18 protein-coding genes and 1 tRNA gene are annotated in these 18,857 nt (G+C 36.1%); 16 read left to right on the forward strand and 3 right to left on the reverse strand.

Translation table 11 applies throughout. The annotated features are described in order from the left end of the window. Positions 1-19: 19 nt before the first annotated feature. A complete protein-coding gene (locus BT999_RS04580) occupies positions 20-931 on the forward strand; it encodes an HDOD domain-containing protein (RefSeq protein WP_072696578.1) in 912 nt (303 codons plus the stop codon). A 10-nt stretch (positions 932-941) separates the two neighbouring features. Then, on the forward strand, positions 942-2,702 hold the full coding sequence (gene recJ, locus BT999_RS04585) for a single-stranded-DNA-specific exonuclease RecJ (protein ID WP_072696579.1): 1,761 nt from the start codon (positions 942-944) through the stop codon (positions 2,700-2,702). A 59-nt stretch (positions 2,703-2,761) separates the two neighbouring features. On the opposite strand, the gene BT999_RS04590 is transcribed toward recJ, so the two are convergent. Beyond that, on the reverse strand, positions 2,762-5,185 hold the full coding sequence (locus BT999_RS04590; RefSeq protein WP_072696580.1) for a methyl-accepting chemotaxis protein: 2,424 nt from the start codon (positions 5,183-5,185) through the stop codon (positions 2,762-2,764). 394 nt (positions 5,186-5,579) lie between these two features. Here BT999_RS04590 and BT999_RS04595 point away from each other — a divergent pair, with 394 nt between their 5' ends. Beyond that, positions 5,580-6,782 (forward strand): argininosuccinate synthase, encoded by a 1,203-nt coding sequence (locus tag BT999_RS04595; RefSeq protein ID WP_072696581.1) that lies wholly within the window; start codon positions 5,580-5,582, stop codon positions 6,780-6,782. A 272-nt stretch (positions 6,783-7,054) separates the two neighbouring features. Here BT999_RS04595 and BT999_RS04600 read toward each other — a convergent pair whose 3' ends face one another. After that, entirely contained in the window at positions 7,055-7,258 is a 204-nt protein-coding gene (locus BT999_RS04600) for a twin-arginine translocase TatA/TatE family subunit (protein ID WP_072696582.1), read from the reverse strand. A 230-nt stretch (positions 7,259-7,488) separates the two neighbouring features. Between BT999_RS04600 and BT999_RS04605 the strand changes: the two genes are divergently transcribed. Then, the gene (locus tag BT999_RS04605; protein WP_072696583.1) at positions 7,489-8,091 is read left to right on the forward strand and encodes a hypothetical protein; all 603 of its coding nucleotides are present in this window, start codon (positions 7,489-7,491) and stop codon (positions 8,089-8,091) included. Positions 8,092-8,204: 113 nt separating this feature from the next. On the opposite strand, the gene BT999_RS04610 is transcribed toward BT999_RS04605, so the two are convergent. Beyond that, positions 8,205-8,291 (reverse strand) — tRNA-Leu (locus BT999_RS04610). Positions 8,292-8,657: 366 nt separating this feature from the next. On the opposite strand from BT999_RS04610, the gene rpoN reads away from it, so the two are divergent. The 12 genes from rpoN to BT999_RS04670 all read left to right on the forward strand — a co-directional run bounded on the left by rpoN (position 8,658) and on the right by BT999_RS04670 (position 18,856). After that, positions 8,658-10,088, forward strand: a complete 1,431-nt coding sequence (rpoN, locus tag BT999_RS04615; protein ID WP_072696584.1) for an RNA polymerase factor sigma-54 — start codon at positions 8,658-8,660, stop codon at positions 10,086-10,088. Between the two features lie 49 nt (positions 10,089-10,137). Further along, complete coding sequence (locus tag BT999_RS04620) at positions 10,138-10,455, forward strand: hypothetical protein (protein ID WP_072696585.1); 318 nt, start codon at positions 10,138-10,140, stop codon at positions 10,453-10,455. 52 nt (positions 10,456-10,507) lie between these two features. Further along, positions 10,508-11,797, forward strand: a complete 1,290-nt coding sequence (locus BT999_RS04625) for an ankyrin repeat domain-containing protein (RefSeq protein ID WP_072696586.1) — start codon at positions 10,508-10,510, stop codon at positions 11,795-11,797. A gap of 246 nt (positions 11,798-12,043) precedes the next feature. Then, a complete protein-coding gene (locus tag BT999_RS04630) occupies positions 12,044-12,571 on the forward strand; it encodes a hypothetical protein (protein ID WP_072696587.1) in 528 nt (175 codons plus the stop codon). 118 nt (positions 12,572-12,689) lie between these two features. After that, the gene (locus BT999_RS04635; RefSeq protein WP_072696588.1) at positions 12,690-12,944 is read left to right on the forward strand and encodes an ankyrin repeat domain-containing protein; all 255 of its coding nucleotides are present in this window, start codon (positions 12,690-12,692) and stop codon (positions 12,942-12,944) included. Between the two features lie 36 nt (positions 12,945-12,980). After that, the gene (locus tag BT999_RS04640) at positions 12,981-13,910 is read left to right on the forward strand and encodes an ankyrin repeat domain-containing protein (RefSeq protein ID WP_072696589.1); all 930 of its coding nucleotides are present in this window, start codon (positions 12,981-12,983) and stop codon (positions 13,908-13,910) included. A gap of 9 nt (positions 13,911-13,919) precedes the next feature. Further along, positions 13,920-14,717: a ZIP family metal transporter gene (locus BT999_RS04645; protein WP_072696590.1), complete on the forward strand. Its 798-nt coding sequence runs from the start codon at positions 13,920-13,922 to the stop codon at positions 14,715-14,717. Positions 14,718-14,785: 68 nt separating this feature from the next. Beyond that, positions 14,786-15,217 carry a hypothetical protein gene (locus BT999_RS04650; RefSeq protein WP_072696591.1) on the forward strand — a complete coding sequence of 144 codons (432 nt, stop codon included), beginning with the start codon at positions 14,786-14,788 and terminating at the stop codon, positions 15,215-15,217. A 144-nt stretch (positions 15,218-15,361) separates the two neighbouring features. After that, a complete protein-coding gene (locus tag BT999_RS04655; protein WP_072696592.1) occupies positions 15,362-16,228 on the forward strand; it encodes a hypothetical protein in 867 nt (288 codons plus the stop codon). A gap of 90 nt (positions 16,229-16,318) precedes the next feature. Continuing rightward, complete coding sequence (locus BT999_RS04660; protein ID WP_072696593.1) at positions 16,319-17,164, forward strand: hypothetical protein; 846 nt, start codon at positions 16,319-16,321, stop codon at positions 17,162-17,164. A 143-nt stretch (positions 17,165-17,307) separates the two neighbouring features. Next, on the forward strand, positions 17,308-18,180 hold the full coding sequence (locus BT999_RS04665) for a hypothetical protein (protein WP_072696594.1): 873 nt from the start codon (positions 17,308-17,310) through the stop codon (positions 18,178-18,180). Positions 18,181-18,256: 76 nt separating this feature from the next. Further along, positions 18,257-18,856: a hypothetical protein gene (locus BT999_RS04670; RefSeq protein ID WP_143145493.1), complete on the forward strand. Its 600-nt coding sequence runs from the start codon at positions 18,257-18,259 to the stop codon at positions 18,854-18,856. Position 18,857: the final 1 nt, after the last annotated feature.

Below are 18,857 nucleotides of genomic sequence, written 5' to 3' on the forward strand. Positions count from 1 at the left end.
ATAAAAACAAGAGTAGGCTATGAGCAATCACTTCAAAACAGCACAACTTTTTTTAGAAGAATTACAAAACAACCCACCAAGGTTACCTTATGATTCTAAAATTGTTAGTAAGCTTTTTGATATGACTCACCCAAAATCTGACTCTGCAACCAAAGACATTGCCGGTTTAATCGAAAAAGACCCGGGGCTTACGGCAAAAATACTGCGACTTTCAAACTCTCCTCGTTACTCTTTAATCTCTCAGGTTTCTACACCACTGGCGGCAGTAACTGTTTTAGGTTTAAACGAAATCCGCAATTTAATTTTGATTACAGGCGTACGTTTAAGCATAAAACCAAAAAAATTTCCTTTGGAATTTAATTTTACAGAGCTCTGGCAACATCAACTCTTGACCGGTGCCTGTGCCAGAGTTTTATCTTACGCACAAAACAACAATATTGGCTCACAAAATATAAACCATGATGAAGTTTATACCGCCTCTCTCTTACACGACCTTGGTAAGGTAATGATCGCCGCCTTACGCCCAAACGACTGGCTCGCCATCAACCAACTTGAAAAAGAAAAACAATTAAGTACACAAGAAGCAGAAGACAGCTATTGGGGGCTTGATCACGGGCTTATAGCCGGACGAGTTTTAGAAAGTTGGGGGCTTCCCCGCTCTTTAACAGAACCCATAATCTGGCATCATTACCCGGAATTGGCAAAAGAACATAAAAAGACGGCGTTATTTATCGCAATAGCCAATTATCTGGCGAGTGAAAAAAACAATTTGCAAAACTTTTTCTCAGAAAACAATACGCCAAGCGAATTTCTCTCAAAAAAAATAACTCAACATCTTAATGAGCTTGATATAAATATAGACAGCATCATGCCAAATATATTAAAAATATTTGAAGACAACAAATATATATCTATAGCCGACGAACTATAGCGGAGAACTTGTGAATTCAATTTGGACGTTTCGCAACAACGATAAACAAGAAGTTGACGAAAACACAAAACAGCTCAAAGAATGGGCAGACAAATTAAATATATCCCATGAAATCGCCTCGTTACTTATCAACAGAGGCTTTGAGTCTTATGAAAACCTAGCCGAATATTTAAACCCGAGCTTGCAAAAACTCGCTCCTTTAGAACAATGGACGGGGTTTAACGCCGCGGCAAAACTACTCGGCGAAGCCATCTTAAACGGAAAAAAACTTGGCGTGTGCGGAGATTATGACGTAGACGGCGTTACCTCAACGGCGTTGGTTTTAGATTTTATGAGTCAACATGGTTTTAATTGTGTTTATCATATTCCCGACCGTATAGAGGAAGGCTATGGACTAGGCGTTAAAGCAGTAGAATCATTATATAATCAAGGGGCTAATTTAATTTTAACCGTTGATTGCGGCATTACTGATTACAACGGAATAAAACGAGCCAAAGAACTTGGAATGACTGTTGTCATCAGTGATCACCACCTGCCCTCTGACAAACTGCCCGATGCCGATATAATTTGCAATCCACGTCTTGTACCTTGTCCATGTCAAACCTTGGCCGGAGTGGGTGTTGCCTTTTTTTTAATGGCGGCTTTAAATAATTTTTTCGAAAAACACAACGGGAAAAAAATAGATATTCGCAGTCTTTTAGACTTAGTCGCCCTTGGAACTCTAGCGGATATGGTAGAACTAAAAGGACAAAACCGTATTTTGGTAAAAAATGGTTTACTGCTTGTTGCAAACCCCAAACGCATAGGTTTAGCCGAATTAAAAGCTGTTTCCGGCTATTCGCCCACAGCCCAAATTGATGCCGGTCAACTGGTTTTCAATATTGCTCCACGCATTAACGCCGCCGGACGAGTCGGAAAAGCTCACACAGCCTTGAAACTGCTTTTGACAAAAGAGAGAGCTGAGGCTGAAAAACTGGCAAGCGAACTAAATAGCTTAAATACAGAAAGACAAAATGAAGAAGAATTAATTGTTAAAGAGGCAAACCTTCAAGCCCTTGAACAAATCAAACAAGGTAGCTCGTCTTTGATTTTATATGCTGCACACTGGCACCAAGGCATAGTCGGAATTGTCGCTTCTCGCATGGTTGAGCTTTACCACCGCCCAACTATTGTTTTATGTAATAAAAACATAGAGATAACCGCAAAAAACACTGATAGTAATACGGTTGTCAAAGGCTCCGGGCGTAGTGTCGGCGGGTTTGACTTACATGATGCCCTAACCCAAATGACAGAGCTTTTAGAAGGGTTCGGCGGACACAAACAAGCGGCCGGTTTAACTTTATTGTTTAGCAAGCTTGAAAGCTTTAAGCAAGAATTTGACCGTTTAGTCAAAAATACTCTGGGGTCTGAACCAATTCCACAACAAATAAAAATAGACCAAGAAATCGACCTTAAAAAGGCGGCTGATTTTACTTTTTTAAAAGAAATAGAGTTGCTTCAACCTTTTGGAATAGGAAACCCTGAGCCGATATTTTCAACTAACGACTTAACACTTCAAACTTTTCGCCAAAAAGGAAATCTGGTTTTAATTGACGTAAAAGATGAAAAAAGCGGTCTGAGTATGAAGGGAAAGGCCTGGCGACGTTCGGAAGTCAAAACTCCGGCAGAAAGAGGAGAAAAAATAACTCTTGCTTTTTCACCTCGTATAAATCGTTATAACGGAATGGCGTATATAGAGCTTCATTTGAAAGACTGGAAAAAAAGCGAATAAATAAAAGCCTGAACAGAAAACTCTATTCAGGCTTTTATTTTGTTTAATCTTGCTCTTAATTATTTATTTTGTTTTTTAAGATCTGCCATAACCCGATTTAACTCTTGAGCAGTTGCAGAAAGATCTTGAATTGCCGCTGTTGCTTGAATCATTCCATTAGAGGTTTGAGTAACAACGACGCTGACTTCATCAACGGAGCGGTTAATTTCTTCTGAAGTTGCACTTTGTTCTTCAGCCGCCGTGGCAATTGAGGTAACAAGGTTTGAGTTAATCGCCGCCAAGTCAACAATGCGGGTCAGTGCATCTCCTGATGATTGAGCCAAGCCTGTGGCTTCTTCTATGCTGCTGACTGCGCTTGTAACTTCGTTTATATTAGTTTTAGTAGAATGTTGAATGGCGGTAATGCTCGATTCAACTTCTTTTGTCGCCTGCATGGTTTTTTCGGCAAGCTTACGCACTTCATCGGCAACAACCGCAAATCCACGTCCGGCTTCTCCGGCTCTGGCGGCTTCGATAGCGGCGTTTAAAGCCAAGAGGTTGGTTTGATCGGCTATATCTGAAATAACGTTTAGCACACCACCAATATTTTCGGCTTGTTTACCAAGGCTTTGCATATTTGAGTGTAAAGTATGGGTTACTTGATTAATAGACTTGATAGAGCCAATTACTCTATTAACAAGTTCCGCACCTTCTCTTGCTTCATTTCTGGTATTGTTTGTTTGTTCGGCGGCTTCTCCGGCACTACGGGCAACATCTAAAACGGTTGAATTCATTTCAGCCATTGCACCGGCCGTTGTTTCCATTCTCCTGCGTTGCATTTCTGTTCCGCGAGAAACTTCTTCTACTTGTGCCGATAATTCTTCGGCCGCCGCCGCAACACGAGAAGCTATTTCCGAAGCATCAATCGCAGCTTGTTCTATCATTTTTTGCTGAGTTTTAATATCGGTAATATCAACCAAGATTTCCATAAATCCAACAACTTCTTTATGTTTATCATAAAGAGAGATTGCAGTAACCGCAACATCTATTGGTTTTCCAAGTGCCGGACGTAAAACAGTTTCACCGGTTATAGGGGTTGTGGAACCCATTGCCTTCATACCAAGACAGTTTTTATCACAAGCCGGGGTATTAAAATGCTCTTTACATGGATCCCCAACTTTATTACCACCGGCGAAAGATTGAGCAGCTTTATTTAAGAACTTAAATTCACATTTTGAGTTTCCGGTCATAAGACCTACTGAAATAGAATCTAAAGCACTTACATAAGTATCACAAAGTGTATTAATATCATTAGCTATTTCTCCGAAACCACCTTTAAACTGATCTGCTTTTAAACGGTCTCTAAAGGCACCGGCCGCAATAAGATCGGTTAAAGCAATAACTTGACCGGTCATATTTTTTACGACACCTGAAATTTCTTGCATTGCATCAATTACGCTTCCGATTTCGCCTTTTTCTTTAACATTTATGATAGAAGAAAAATTGCCCATAGATATATCATTGGCAAATCTGCTTACATCTTTAAGCACTTTAACTAAGTTATAAATAATTAAAGTAGCAAAGCCAATTCCCACAATCACCCCAATTATACCTAGCGAAAGAGCCAGCCTTTGAGAGTCTTCGTTAGAAGTACGCAAATCATTTTCAAAGGTATTTTTAATATCAAGTTGAGCTTGAGAAATGCTGCCCACAGCGACAAAAGACTGTTGCATAATATCATTCAGGCTAGTTAAAGCAACTCGTTGATTAATAGCATTATTTTCCATTTCTAAAAAATGAACTCGAAATAAATCTAAGGAATTTAAATCAATTTCAATTTCTTGTTTTATCGCATTATCTTGAGTTAAAGAAAGAGCTTCTGTTAAAATTTGTTTTACTTCTTCCATGTGTTTGTTTACTTCACTCACAAGTTCCGGAGATAACGCAACGTAAAAACGAGCTAAAGCTCCTCTCAATTCTCCGAAGGGGTCAGCTAATTTGCTGTATTGAGATAAAACATCAAACTCAATGGCATCAAAAGCAAACATTGAGGTTTTTGTAGTCTGCAGGGTGAGTTCTCTTAAGGCAGGTAATATTTGCTCATTATAGTGAGTTGAAGTAACAGTAGACAGTCTGTTAATTTCACTTAAGTTAGAATGCACCACACTCACATTTGCTTCTAGTTGTTTCAGACTGTTAACACTTTCTGAACGTTGAGCAACCTTTAAGACGATTGAAATCTTATCTTTCAGACTGTCAGTGCGAGCTATCGCTGCACTTATAAACTTAGCATCTTGGTGATCTAAAAAACGATAAACATTATATCCTATAACATAAAAATCGCCGTCAATGTCATAAAGAGTTTGACTAACAGATGCCAAACGTCCAAACTCGATTAAACCATCAGAGCTTTTGTTTAGGGCTCTGGTTCCAATAAAAGAAATTGCAATAATAATAAAGATTAAAAACACACACCCAACGATTATTTTATGCTTCATCGTCATAGATTTACCCCAATTTTTAGACAATATTTTATAAACTATAGTTACACATTTAAAACTCTAAAATGCATCAAAAGGATATATCGGCAAAAAACAATAAATACTTAATATCTTTACCTAAGAAATATATCTCAAAAATTATGAACCAAAATCAATAATTCATTGTTTTAAAGCTTTGCAAAAGCACAAAAATATAGTAACAATCTTGCGAATAAAAGTTTTTTCAGCTCGCTTATGTCTCTATTGCGACAAAACTTTATTTAAACAAATTAAGGCTTTACAAAAAAACAATTTATTACTGTTAGACTATACTATTTTAAATTTATATTCAAGTATATAATTAAAACTATTTACTCAAAACCACCAAAATTTAAAACAAATATTAAGGAATAAAAACATGACTAAAAAAACAGACAAAATTAAAAAGATTATTTTAGCATATTCAGGCGGTTTAGATACCTCTGTTATTTTAAAGTGGCTAAAACAAACTTATAAATGTGATATTATAACCTTAACTTGCGATCTTGGACAAGAAGAAGACTTGGCTGGCGTCGACCAAAAAGCCTTGGATACCGGTGCTTCCAAAGCTTATGTCGAAGACTTGAGAAATGAGTTTGCCAAAGATTTTATTTTTCCAATGATGCGTTCAAGCGTCGTTTACGAAGGCAGCTATCTTCTCGGAACTTCAATCGCCCGCCCGCTTATTTCCAAACGCCTAGTCGAAATCGCACGCTCGGAAGGAGCAGACGCAATTTCACACGGAGCAACGGGAAAAGGTAACGACCAAGTTCGCTTTGAGCTTTCCGTTGCATCTTTGGCACCCGACTTACAAGTTATCGCTCCTTGGCGTACTTGGGAATTAAGCTCTCGCACAGACTTAATCAAATTTGCCGAAAAAAATAATATTCCCCTGCCAACCGGTTCAAAACGTTACAGCATGGACAGAAATATGCTACACCTAAGCTATGAAAGCGGTGAACTCGAAGACCCTTGGGAAGAAGCCGGCGAAGGAACTTATACTTTAACCACGCCTATCGAAAAAACTCCAAACGAGCCTGAATATATTACAATTGAATTTAAAAACGGCGACCCTATTGCTATTAACGAAAAAGAATATGCCCCTGCCGCCTTGGTAATGAACTTAAATAAAATTGCCGGAAAACATGGAATAGGACGCATAGATATGGTTGAAAACCGCTTTGTCGGAATGAAATCACGCGGAGTTTACGAAACCCCCGGCGGAACTTTAATTCACGCCGCCCACCGTGATCTTGAAAGTATTTGTTTAGACCGTGAAGTTATGCACATAAGAGACAGCTTAATTCCCCGTTACGCCGCCTGTATTTATAACGGCTTTTGGTATTCTCCCGAAAGAGAAGTATTACAAGCCCTTATCGATAAATCACAGGAAAACATCAGCGGAACCGTGCGTTTAAAACTATTTAAAGGTAACGTATTTTGTGTTGGTCGTAAGTCGCCTAACTCATTATTCAGAAAAGATATCGCCACCTTTGAACACGACGACGTTTATAATCAAGCTATGGCAACAGGCTTTATTCAACTTAACGGGCTCAGAATTCAAGGACATAACAAAATTTAAGTAAGATCAAAACAACTTATTTAAAATAAAAAGCCACTTTTAAACAAAGTGGCTTTTTTTATTTATTTAAAATAGTGTTTGTTTTAAAAAAACACATACTTGCCTGCTAATTAAAACAGGACATAATAAGGGCAAATATAAAATACCTTAAGACAAAAACTCAATTCGTTTACACAAACATTAAAATTAAAAACGAGCCTTTAGTCAAAGACAAGCTTAACAAATAAATTCACAAGCTTGCTTCCAATTATCGCCTTAATTAGTGATAAAGACTAGGCCTGTTTGTCTTCTTTATCCGAATCTTTTTTGCCTTGTTTGGGAGTAACGTCAATTTCATCAGACTCTGATGATGCACGTTTAAAATTTCTAATTGCCTTTCCAAGTCCGGCACCAATTTCAGGCAACTTACTTGAGCCAAAAAGCACTAAACCGATAATTAAAACAATCAATAATTCTTGCATTCCGATGCCAAACATAAATAGCCCTCCAAAATTCTGCTCTGTTATATATATGCAGTCAACGCAAGCAAGTCAATGCAGAAATGCGTAAATTAACTATTTTCAAATTTCCACAAACTAATATACTAAAATAAAACAATATTAATAAGCAACTTGAACTCATCTATTCTCTTCTAACCCGTTGACAGTATGCGGGTAATTATCTATTGTTTAATAAGGTTAGCAATAAAAACAAAATGGAGCTTTGAATGAAAAACTTTATAAAAGTTTGTCTTATTTGTTGTTGTAGCATATTACTTTGGTCTCAAGAAACTCCGGTAAAAGCAGCCGAAGAAGCACCTGCGCCTAAAGAAGAAAGCACGGTTAAAAAAGGTGTAAAGTCCACGGTTACAAAAATCATCTCTGTCGGAAAAGAAGCACTCTCAGGCGTAGATGCCGGTATAGACGAAGGTAGAAAACAAGGCGAAAGCACAGATGGTGCAAAAATTGTTACCAACGCAGCCGAATTGGATAAATTGCTATCAATTAAAGTGCTTAAGGTTGAACCGCTTGAAGAGAACACTGCCGGAAGCGAAAAGGCTGATGATAAAAAAAATAAACCTAAAAACTATCAAGTTACACTCGCAGTTAAAAACGATAACGACTATATCGTAAGAATTACAAATCTATCTGATTTACAAGCGATTGTTTTATTGGATAAAGATGATTTTTCATACCCTCTCAACTCTTTCGCCAGTGATATAAACGCAATACAAAAATCCAACACTAGAGTGCGTTATGTTTTTTATAATGTCGAAGGCGAACCAACAACCGTAAGATTTCTTGGTAAAGATCTAAAAATAGAACAATAGTTTAAATAATAAAGCATATAAATAAAAAAGACTTATGAACCACATAAGTCTTTTTTTATACCAAAATTACAAGCTCAAATTAAATCAAAAAACTTTTTAAATAATAAAAAATTTGGTGCCGAAGGGGAGACTCGAACTCCCATGTCCTTGCGAACACTAGAACCTGAATCTAGCGTGTCTACCAATTCCACCACCCCGGCGAAGTAAAGAATTATACGCTTTCAACAAAAAATATCAAGTATTTTTCACAAAAAAACTTTAATAATCCCTTATACTAGCTTAATTAAAAAAAACAGCACAATAAAATTGACTCAAAATTAAAGCTATTGGGCATAAACTTTGCATATCGCTTGCAATAATTATAAGAGTATGTCAATATCATCTGAACTTGCGACATATTTATATCGCTTTATCAATCTGTTAAGCCACTTTTTATCAATTTAAAACCATTACAAAACTGAGTTTTGGAGTGTCTTTCTGGCGAAAGCCACTTTGAGATTATTGTGTAATAGTCTAAATTTACAACTTTTTATCAAAGCTTTATCAGTATCAATAAGGTAAGTCTCATGGGTCTTGAACTTCGTACAAATCTTAAATTAACTCAACAACTTGTTTTAACTCCACAGCTACAACAAGCGATTAAGCTATTACAACTCTCAAGATTAGAGTTAATTGAAACTATTAACCAAGAGTTAATGGAAAACCCTTTTTTAGAAGAAGGCTTTGACGACCCCAACGCCGGAACAGAAGACCTAATCAGCGAACAACGAAAAACAGAAAATAACGAAGAAGCTTACAGCAAAGAAATAGCTCAAAACGCCGACTGGGAAGATTATCTCGGAGACTTCGCAAGCACAACTCGCCAACATAACATGAAAGAGGTAGACCTTGAAGAAGGATTAAGCGCCGAAGCCAGATATATCTCAAAAACGTCTCTATCCGGGCATTTAATGTGGCAGTTACATCTTTCGAGATTTACCCCCAAAGAAGTTGAAATAGGCGAATTAATTATAGGAAACCTCGATAATAAAGGTTATCTCCAATCAAGCACTGAAGACATGGCAGAGGTTTTAAAAACTGACCCCAATCAGGTAGAACAGGTTTTAGCTCGCATTCAACTTTTTGACCCTATCGGTGTTGGGGCAAGAACCCCCCAAGAATGCTTACTTATTCAATTAAAAGTTTTAAACTATGACCGTGATCCGATTTTAGTTTCTTTAATCCAAGACCACCTCGATGATTTGGAATCAAAACGCTATAAGCCTTTGTTAAGAAAATTTAAAATCGAGATGGAAGATTTAAAAGAATATCTCGACATTATTCAATCACTTGACCCGCTTCCCGGAGCTAACTATGATGACAGCGAGCCTATGTTCGTTAGTCCTGATGCTTACGTTTATCAATATGATGACGATTTTATTATTATCTTAAACGACGAAGGGTTACCAAAACTTCAACTCTCATCTTTATATGATGAAAGCATGTCATTAAATTCCGAAACAGAAAAAGAATATTTTAAAACTAAAATAAGTTCGGCGACTTGGCTAATCCGTAGTGTTTATCAACGTCAAAAAACACTCTATAAGGTGTTGGAAAGCTTAATCAAAAAACAGCGAGACTTTTTTATCTCTGGCGTCTCGGGCTTAAGACCTCTCATCTTAAAAGATGTCGCAGACGACATAAACATGCACGAATCAACAGTCAGTCGCATCACTACAAATAAATATGTGGCTACTCCTCACGGAACTTTTGAATTGAAATTTTTCTTTAACAGTGCTTTATCATTAGATGATGGCAGTGAAGTCGGCTCGGAAAGCGTAAAAGCCCTGATAAAAAAACTTATTGCCGATGAAAACCCAAAAGAACCCTTAAGCGACGAAAAAATCGGCGAATATTTGAAAGATGTTTTAAAAGTAAATATCGCCAGGCGTACAGTCGCAAAATATCGCACAGCTTTAAAAATTCCTTCTTCTTCAAAACGCAAAGAACTCTTATAGCTTACACTAGAGAACTAGTTGTTTTAATTCACAAGAACAGAGAACAGCCATGCCCCCTTTACTCAAAAAAGATGAACTTAGTGAATTTATTCAAACAGGAAAAGCCAAAATACAAGCTGAAAAACTCCTTGGAGAATCAACCGACCATATTCAATATGGCGGAAAAACCGTTTATATTTATCAATATTATGAAAATTGCATAACAAAATCTGTTTGGTTTCATAAGCTCTTAGACCTATTGACTTTAGGCTTTTTCTCAGATGTTTTAGATACGGAAGACAAAAAACTAAGAACTTTATATATTGAATATACTGAGCAAGATCTTATAAAAGAGTTTGGGGCTAACCCTAAAAAATATTTGCAATAAATAGCTATTGCTTCCAAATAAAATAACCTTGAATTGGAATAAGGATTAAACAATGTCAAAACGTTTATTTCTCGTAATTTTTGTGTTAGTATTCAACTTTTTGTTTACTGTTTCCGCTTTTGCCATGAGTGGTGATGAGTTTCTTGAGAGATGCCAATATGACAATATCAATAAAATCAAAGAAGCTCTTGCAAGTGGCGTAGATTTTGATGTGAATGATAGACATTATAAAAAGGACTTGGTGAGAGCCGTAGCTTTAAACGCTGACCCTGCCGTATCAATAGAAATTATAAAGATCGGGCTGTTGGATATAAATGATAAAGACTGGCAAGATAAAAATTTATTAATGAATGCTGTAAGTATAAATGAAAAAAATACTTTGATTCGCATACAAGAATTAATCAAGGCTGGCATTGATGTAAACACTAAAAATCAATATGATGAAACCGCCTTGATGTTTGCAGCAATCAATAACGAAAACCCTGAGGTGATCGCAGCTTTAATTAAAGCCGGGGCTGATGTGAATGCTATAGTCAGAGATGGTGAAACAGCTTTAATTCATTCGATAAAACTAGGCAATACGCCCTTAACTGTTATCAAAGAACTGATTAAATCTGGTGCAGATGTAAACGCTCAAGGGAAAGGCGGGGCTACTGCTTTAATGTTTGCGACACTTCATAACGAAAAACCTGAAATAGTTACTACCTTACTCCAAGCCGGGGCTGATGTGAACAAAAAGAATAGAATAGGTGCAACCGCTTTGATTATTGCAGCACGAACTAACAACCACCCACAAGTAATAAATGAATTACTTAACGCCGGTGCTGATGTGAATGCGAAAGATGAAAAGGGTGAAACGGCGTTATCTTGGGCTGTTTTTAACACTATAAATCCTAATCTAATAACCAAACTTGTTAAGTCCGGGGCGGAAATCAATGAAAAGAATCAAGCTGGGGAAACTCCTTTAATAAGAGGAACAAAAAATAATTCTAATGGTTATACAACTATAATAGAACTCATTCAAGCCGGTGCAGATGTTAATATCAAAGACCCAGATGGTGAAACAGCTTTAATGTTTGCCTCACGTTCAAACAAACACCCTCAAGTGATTGCGGAATTACTTAAAGCCGGAGCCGACGTTAACGCTAAAAATGAAAAAGGCGAAACACCTTTAATCTATGGAGCCTCAAATAGAAAAAACCCTACTGTAATAAAAGACCTTCTTACCGCAGGTGCTGATGTGAATGCTAAAAGTCGATATGGTGCCACAGCTCTGTCTGTTGCCCAAGAATGGAATAACATTCAAGCGATAGCAGTCTTAACCAACGCCGGGGCTAAATAAAATTTATTGTTGATTCTTACAATAAAAAAAAGCTGAACAACTTTATAGAGAAAAAATATACATTCATCAGGCACAAACGTTTAGGCACAAACGTTTAGGCACAAACGTTTATTTCTTTTAGCGTTTGTGCTATTCTTTACTCGTCTATTTTTCGTATTAGTATTAAAACTTAACTCAACTCGGCTTAACTGATTTAATAAGCTTCAACAACTAACCTTTATTACATCAATCAAAAAGAACCTAACCATGAAAAACGTAATCATGAACAATATGCAAAAAATATTTATTTTCGTCATTATTGCTTTACCATTTCTAACTGCATGTGTGAACGGGCTTCCACAAAACTGGCGATTACCCACAGACAAAGAGCTAAAAGCTACGTGGAGAGATGAAAATAAAGGCAAATATGCAATAGTAAAAGGCGATTTTAACAGTGATAAGATAGTTGATGAAGCAAAACTGTTAGTGCGTAAAGACGGCATGGGTTTTGGGCTATTTGCTTTTGTAAGTCAAAAAGATAATTATTTCAAAACCTACCTCTTAGATGAAATGCAAGATCATACATTAATACAAGTTTTTGGAATTAAAGATGTTGCAAGTGGTGTTTATAAGACAGCTTGTGGAAAAGGTTATTGGGATTGTCAACAGGGAGAAACTCCTGAAATAGTCATAAAAAATACAGCGATTGATTATTTTAAAACAGAAGGGGCTAATTCGTTTTTTTACTGGGACAATAAAGAAAATACGTTTAAAAGAATTTGGATAAGCGATTAAATTGTTTCAAGAAAACACTAATTTTATAAATTTTACAACACGCTTTATTATTCATCGTTATCTAAGATTGTTCTGAATCAAAAATCAATAACAATATAAACTTTCTAAGGCTTCGAGCATGTCAAAACGCTTATTTTTCGTAATTTCTGTTTTATTATTAAACTTTTTGTTTGTTGTTTCAGCTTTTGCAATGAGCAACGAAGAGTTTTTTAAGATATGCGAAAATGGCAATATAAAACAAATAAAAGCAGCAATAGCAAAAGGAGCCGATGTGAACGCTAAAGATAAAGATGGCTTGACCACTTTAGATTATGTGAGAGCAAATAAAAACTCTGATATAATAAAAGAGTTAATGAAAGCTGATGCAAAATAAAATCAATAACAATATAAACTTTCTAAGGCTTCGAGCATGTCAAAACGCTTATTTTTCGTAATTTCTGTGTTATTATTCAACTTTTTGTTTGTTGTTTCAGCTTTTGCCATGAGCAACGAAGAATTTCTTAAGATATGCGAAAATGGCAATATAAAACAAATAAAAGCAGCAATAGCAAAAGGAGCGGACGTTAACGCTAAAGATGAAAAAGGTACGACGGCGTTAATGTGGGCAAAATATAACCCAAAACCGCTTGAGCCAATAAAAACACTGATCAAAGCAGGTGCGGACGTTAACGCTAAAGACAAAAGAGGACAAACTGTTTTAATGTATGCGGTAACATATACTCATAGCCACGAAGTAATCACGCACTTATTAAAAAGTGGTGCTGATGTTAATGCTCAAGATAACGAGGGCTTAACCGCTTTAATGTTACTTGCACGCAATGAACCAATTTGGTTTCCATGGGATGTTGATATTCCGAAATATAGAGCTAAAAACTATAAGTCAATCCGCATATTAATTGAAGCCGGTGCAAACGTTAATGCTCAAGACAAAGAAGGTAGAACAGCTTTAATGCACGCAGCAGAAGAAAACGAAGACCCGACTATCATAACAGGCTTGATAAAAGCAGGTGCGAAGGTTAATATGAGAGATAACTATAAGACTACGGCTTTAATACGTGGAGCAGAATACGCCGCAAACCCCGCTGTAATAAAAGCATTAATCAAAGGCGGTGCTGAGGTTAATTATGAAAACTATCCAATTTTAATTGTGGCTTTATTTAATCAAAACAATCAGGCGATTATTCCAGAGTTAATAAAAGCCGGAGCAGACATAGACGCTAAAGACAAAAACGGATTAACCGCTTTAGACGGTGCCGAGTCATTAAAAGATTACAAGGCGATGGATATATTAAAAAAAGCCAAGAAAAAACAAAACGATAAAAAAAATAATAAAAAATAGGATTAAGTCATGTTCGATTCAGTTATATTTTTTGCCTTACTTGCCGGTTTATTCACTTGGGGCATCACTGCTTTGGGTGCGGCAACTGTATTTTTTGCCAAAGATGTATCTCGTAAACTTTTGGATTTAATGCTTGGTTTTGCGGCCGGGGTTATGCTCGCCGCAAGTTTTTGGTCGCTACTTGCTCCCGCTATTGAAATGAGCTCTGATTTAGGGCGTTTTGCTTTTTTTCCCGCCATGCTTGGATTTATTTTAGGGGCTTTGTTTTTAAGAGGAATAGACTATATTTTACCCCACTTACATTTTGGTAAAGAGATAGAAGATGCTGAGGGAATTCCCACAACTTGGAAGCGTAACACTTTATTAATATTAGCTATTACCTTACATAATATCCCCGAAGGTCTCGCAATTGGCGTAGCTTTCGGAGCGTTGGACGCAGGGCTTCCCTCCGCCACTTTAAGCGGAGCGATTGCTTTAGCTTTAGGGATAGGTCTACAAAACTTTCCGGAAGGTGCGGCGGTTTCATTACCTTTAAGAATGGAAGGCAAATCTCGCTTTTCTGCTTTTATGTCCGGGCAACTTTCAGCGATTGTCGAACCTATCGCCGCCGTTATCGGAGCTTATGCTGTTTCTATGATGCACCCTTTATTGCCTTATGCTTTGGCGTTTGCCGCTGGTGCAATGGTTTTTGTGGTGGTTGAACAGCTTATTCCCGAATCACAATCAGGCGATAACGCAGACGCCGCTACTTTAAGCCTTATCGCCGGTTTTAGCGTTATGATGATGCTTGATGTTGCCTTGGGGTAGAGAATACAAAATAGAATATAATTGCATTATATTTAGACTCGTACAGAATAATTAGCAAAGGAAGAAATATGAAAATATGCACTAGTGTGTTAATCAGTATTTTGTGTGTGGTATTTTTCTCATCCAGTGTATTGGCTGAAGGTTCACTTAGCTACACTGAACTACGTGAAAAATTTCCTGATAATAATATCATGTTTGAATCATTAGAGGAAACTTTAGAATTTTCTCAATGTGTTATCGGACTTCGGATTATGTCTAATCTGAGCGAGAAATTTGCAGGAATGCGTGTTGCTCCATATTATGTATGTGCAAAACAAAAATACGGCTCACATCTTCCTGTTAGGGTTACGTTTAATGCAGAGACTATATTCATTGACAAAAATGGCAAAGAAACAAAGGGCATTGAAGATAAACGCTCTATGGGAGTAAAAGAGGTTATGATTGGAGTACTTATAGAAGAGATTAACTCAAACAAATTTTTTCCTCATGATTGTGATTAAGCATCATCAGTATGCCTTGCGTGAATGATTTGAATTAGTCTCTAATTCACAAGAGTGTATAGTAGTTCCGACATGATCTGACAGTATGTTCCTTTTTGCTGATTTTATTTATTCGCTTAAATGTAGCCACCACAGGAAAAACGCATGACAGGTGTTCAAACAGACAATTCACGTAATTTTATTCTTAGTGTATTTAGCCATATAAAAACGGTTTTATTAAACAAAGCTATGTTTTTTATAGCAATCATTCTTGGCATGGCGATTGTCTTTACAGCTATAGGAATAATGTTACAAATACTTACATCTGAACACTCAATTATTCCATTCAATGAACTTACTAGGCTTATAACATTCTCTATACTGGTTTTCATAGGTGCACTACTCCCTTTAAGTGCCATTATTTATGCTTCATTTTTGACATTAATAGACCAAAACACAAGTTTGGGTGAGGCATTTTCGCACTCTCTTAGTCATATAGGAAGTCTTTTGAAGCTTGCTATAATAATTGGTATTGCTTGTGTTATTATTGGATCCATATTGTTTAACTATAGGGAAATGCAAGGTTTTTCTTTCCGTCCTGTTGTTGTTATTATTAAAGGCATACTAAAGATGACGAGTCATATTATGAATAATACACTCATATGGATTGCTATATGGGTTATCCCGATCATAATTATTTACTGTAGATGGTTTGTGATTTTTCCTGTTTGCATCTTGGAAAATAAAAAAACTATAGATACCTTTGGTCGTAGCAGGCAGCTAACCAAAGGGTATCGTTTATATATTTTTGCTATTATCTTGATTCTATTTATAATCCAGACAATTGTCGTGATGGCTCTACAGCATATCCAGATTAGTTCAAACTTGTCATTTTTATTAGTAAATATTTTAGGGAATCTAGGCTATTTCTTGATTCTTCTTATAACCACCTGTGTTTATTATGAATTGCGTTTAAGAAAAGAACCTGAGGAACTTAACGCTCTGATTAAAAACAATTATTATTACAAGTAATTGCATTATCGTTAATTTTATATTAAAAAAACAGCGATTATTTAATATAATTTAAAGTCATTTTAAATTGATCTAGCACAGGAAAAACGCATGACAGGTGTTCAAACAGACAATTCACGTAATTTTATTCTTAGTGTATTTAGCCATATAAAAACGGTTTTATTAAACAAAGCTATGTTTTTTTCGCTCATTAGCATTGCATTTATAATAGTTGTAATGGAAATGATGTTTCCAATGTTTATGTCTTACGTAAACACTTTAATAAATATTATCAGACTTATAGTATATGTGCTTGGTGCTATACTTATTTGGGGTGCCATTATTTATGCGTCATTTTTGGCATTAATAAACAAAAAAATTAATTTTAGAGATATATTTTATCATTCTCGTAGCCATATAGGAAGTTTATTGGGAACCATATGGAGAAGTCCCGCCTTTGGTTTTGCTTACTTTTTTTTGTTTTTCTTATTTTTATCTGTTCGCTATATAGCAACCCCTTATGATTATGGTGATAGTAATTTGTTCGTGTTTGTTATAATTCTTATCCCGATAATGAGTATTTGTTGTATACAGTTTGTAACGCTTCCTGCTTGTATAGTGGAAAACATAGACAGTGTTTATACACTTGAACGCAGCAAGCAGCTAACAAAAGATTATCGCTTACATATTTTTGGTATAATTGTCATTTTGATTCTTATTCATATCACGCTGCTTGGTTCCTTGCACTGGTGGATTGAATATTATTTTATGTCGTTCGATGAATTCGACATAAGATTCTTCTACTACAATATATTTGACCCAATTGTAACCATGCTAAGCTATCTAAGTTTTTTTCTAACACCAATTGTCATCACCTGTGTTTATTATGAATTGCGTTTAAGAAAAGAGCCTGCCGAACTTAACGCTCTGATTAAAAGCAATTATTATTACAAGTAATTGCATTATCTTTGATTTTATATTAAAAAACAGCGATTATGTAAGTATCGCTTTAAGTCATTAAACTGGGTTGTTACTAAAAAACATTTTGAATTTTCCACTTAAATTGATCCGCTTAAATTTATTTAGCACAGGAGAAACGCATGACAGGGGTTCAGGCTAACAATTCACGTAATTTTATTCTGAGTGTATTAAGTAATGTAAAAACGGTTTTATCAAAAAAGCTTATGTTTTTTATAGTAGTTACTCTTGGTGTTGCAGCAATGAGCATTGCTATGGACGCAATAAAAAGCATGACTGAGTCCAGAATGAACATTATTCTTCTTATATTATTTATTATCTTCATCATAGTCTTTTTCTCTTTCGTGTTTCTGTCTTTTGGTGCGTTTATTTATGCTTCATTTTTGACATTACTAGACCAAAAAGTGAATATTGGAGAGGCATTTTCGCATGCTCTCAGTTATATCTGGAGTTTTTTGGGGCTTGGTCTTATGACAGGACTCGCTTTTTTTATTATTATAGCCATACCGGCACTTGTTACAGCCGTATTGTTTAATTTTGCAATGGACGAAAATTTATTATATCTATTCGCAATAGTCCTAGCTATTCCCATGTTAATTCTTTACCTTATGTGGTACGTTACTTTTCCTGTTTGCATCTTGGACAATGAAAGAATTATGGATACCTTTGGTCGTAGCAGACAGTTAACCGAGGGATATCGTTTACATATTTTTGGTATCCTTGTTATTTTTGGGCTGATTGACCTTCTTGGCAGTGCTATTGGCTTATTTCCTGTACTGCTTACAGATTTGGGTTTGCTATATTTATCGACTTCCACTATTGTCTCAATCGGTATAATCTTCAATTTTATTGGCGAGATTCTAAGCTATCTAAGCTTTTTTCTAACGCCAATTGTCATCACCTGTGTTTATTATGAGTTGCGTTTAAGAAAAGAGCCTGAGGCCTTAAACAATCTGATCAAAAACAATTATTACGTTACAACCGACAAACTTTAATAAAATGCCCAATATTAATAAAAACTCTATTTTCATAGGTCTAACAGTCGCATTTGGCATTATTCTTTTTTTCCTTATGCAACCCCATAGTACATATTTAACGATTGAAGGAACCGCCCCACCGGGAATGCTTATTGAAGTAGAAACTGTTTTTAGAGATTCATATCGTTCCGGAAGATCTTCTGTGCCTTCACACAATACAGACAAGGTTGTTTCCTCCACCTGTGTTGACTCTAATGGAAAATACTCACTTCGTATTGAGTTTTTACGAGAACAATGGCTTTCTTCTTACTGGATAAACAAAAGTAAAAGAAGCTCAGAGACAACACTTTATTTAAGTCTTCCTCAAAATGGTTTATGCACTGCCGAAAATGATGATAAAATCAGGGGGAGTAAAGCAGCCATTATCATGCCTATATTAAATGATAATAAAGTCAGCGGAGTCTTAACGTGTGCATCTTCCTATAAAGATGGAAATCCTGCATGGGAATGTCAGCCGTTTCAAACAGAATGGTTCAAAATCAAAGCTTACGGAAAAATTGAGCCCCGTATTGGCAAAATAGAGGTCTATCCAAAGTCTAAGCCTTTTACCTTAGACATACAAATTAAAGAGCGTACAGTTGAGGAACGTAAGCAATATCTTTTAAGACAAATGGAAGAATTAGGGCTTCGTTAAA

Origin of the sequence: Desulfovibrio litoralis DSM 11393, from assembly GCF_900143255.1 — a bacterium.
Classification (GTDB): Bacteria; Desulfobacterota; Desulfovibrionia; order Desulfovibrionales; family Desulfovibrionaceae; genus Frigididesulfovibrio_A; species Frigididesulfovibrio_A litoralis.

What these genes read in the sequence shown, in the direction of transcription:
- BT999_RS04580 (WP_072696578.1), top strand. Translation starts at nt 20, where the DNA reads ATGAGCAATCACTTCAAAACAGCACAACTTTTTTTAGAAGAATTACAA.
- BT999_RS04590 (WP_072696580.1), bottom strand. Translation starts at nt 5,185, where the DNA reads ATGACGATGAAGCATAAAATAATCGTTGGGTGTGTGTTTTTAATCTTT.
- BT999_RS04595 (WP_072696581.1), top strand. Translation starts at nt 5,580, where the DNA reads ATGACTAAAAAAACAGACAAAATTAAAAAGATTATTTTAGCATATTCA.
- BT999_RS04600 (WP_072696582.1), bottom strand. Translation starts at nt 7,258, where the DNA reads ATGTTTGGCATCGGAATGCAAGAATTATTGATTGTTTTAATTATCGGT.
- BT999_RS04605 (WP_072696583.1), top strand. Translation starts at nt 7,489, where the DNA reads ATGAAAAACTTTATAAAAGTTTGTCTTATTTGTTGTTGTAGCATATTA.
- rpoN (WP_072696584.1), top strand. Translation starts at nt 8,658, where the DNA reads ATGGGTCTTGAACTTCGTACAAATCTTAAATTAACTCAACAACTTGTT.
- BT999_RS04620 (WP_072696585.1), top strand. Translation starts at nt 10,138, where the DNA reads ATGCCCCCTTTACTCAAAAAAGATGAACTTAGTGAATTTATTCAAACA.
- BT999_RS04625 (WP_072696586.1), top strand. Translation starts at nt 10,508, where the DNA reads ATGTCAAAACGTTTATTTCTCGTAATTTTTGTGTTAGTATTCAACTTT.
- BT999_RS04630 (WP_072696587.1), top strand. Translation starts at nt 12,044, where the DNA reads ATGAAAAACGTAATCATGAACAATATGCAAAAAATATTTATTTTCGTC.
- BT999_RS04635 (WP_072696588.1), top strand. Translation starts at nt 12,690, where the DNA reads ATGTCAAAACGCTTATTTTTCGTAATTTCTGTTTTATTATTAAACTTT.
- BT999_RS04640 (WP_072696589.1), top strand. Translation starts at nt 12,981, where the DNA reads ATGTCAAAACGCTTATTTTTCGTAATTTCTGTGTTATTATTCAACTTT.
- BT999_RS04645 (WP_072696590.1), top strand. Translation starts at nt 13,920, where the DNA reads ATGTTCGATTCAGTTATATTTTTTGCCTTACTTGCCGGTTTATTCACT.
- BT999_RS04650 (WP_072696591.1), top strand. Translation starts at nt 14,786, where the DNA reads ATGAAAATATGCACTAGTGTGTTAATCAGTATTTTGTGTGTGGTATTT.
- BT999_RS04655 (WP_072696592.1), top strand. Translation starts at nt 15,362, where the DNA reads ATGACAGGTGTTCAAACAGACAATTCACGTAATTTTATTCTTAGTGTA.
- BT999_RS04660 (WP_072696593.1), top strand. Translation starts at nt 16,319, where the DNA reads ATGACAGGTGTTCAAACAGACAATTCACGTAATTTTATTCTTAGTGTA.
- BT999_RS04665 (WP_072696594.1), top strand. Translation starts at nt 17,308, where the DNA reads ATGACAGGGGTTCAGGCTAACAATTCACGTAATTTTATTCTGAGTGTA.
- BT999_RS04670 (WP_143145493.1), top strand. Translation starts at nt 18,257, where the DNA reads ATGCAACCCCATAGTACATATTTAACGATTGAAGGAACCGCCCCACCG.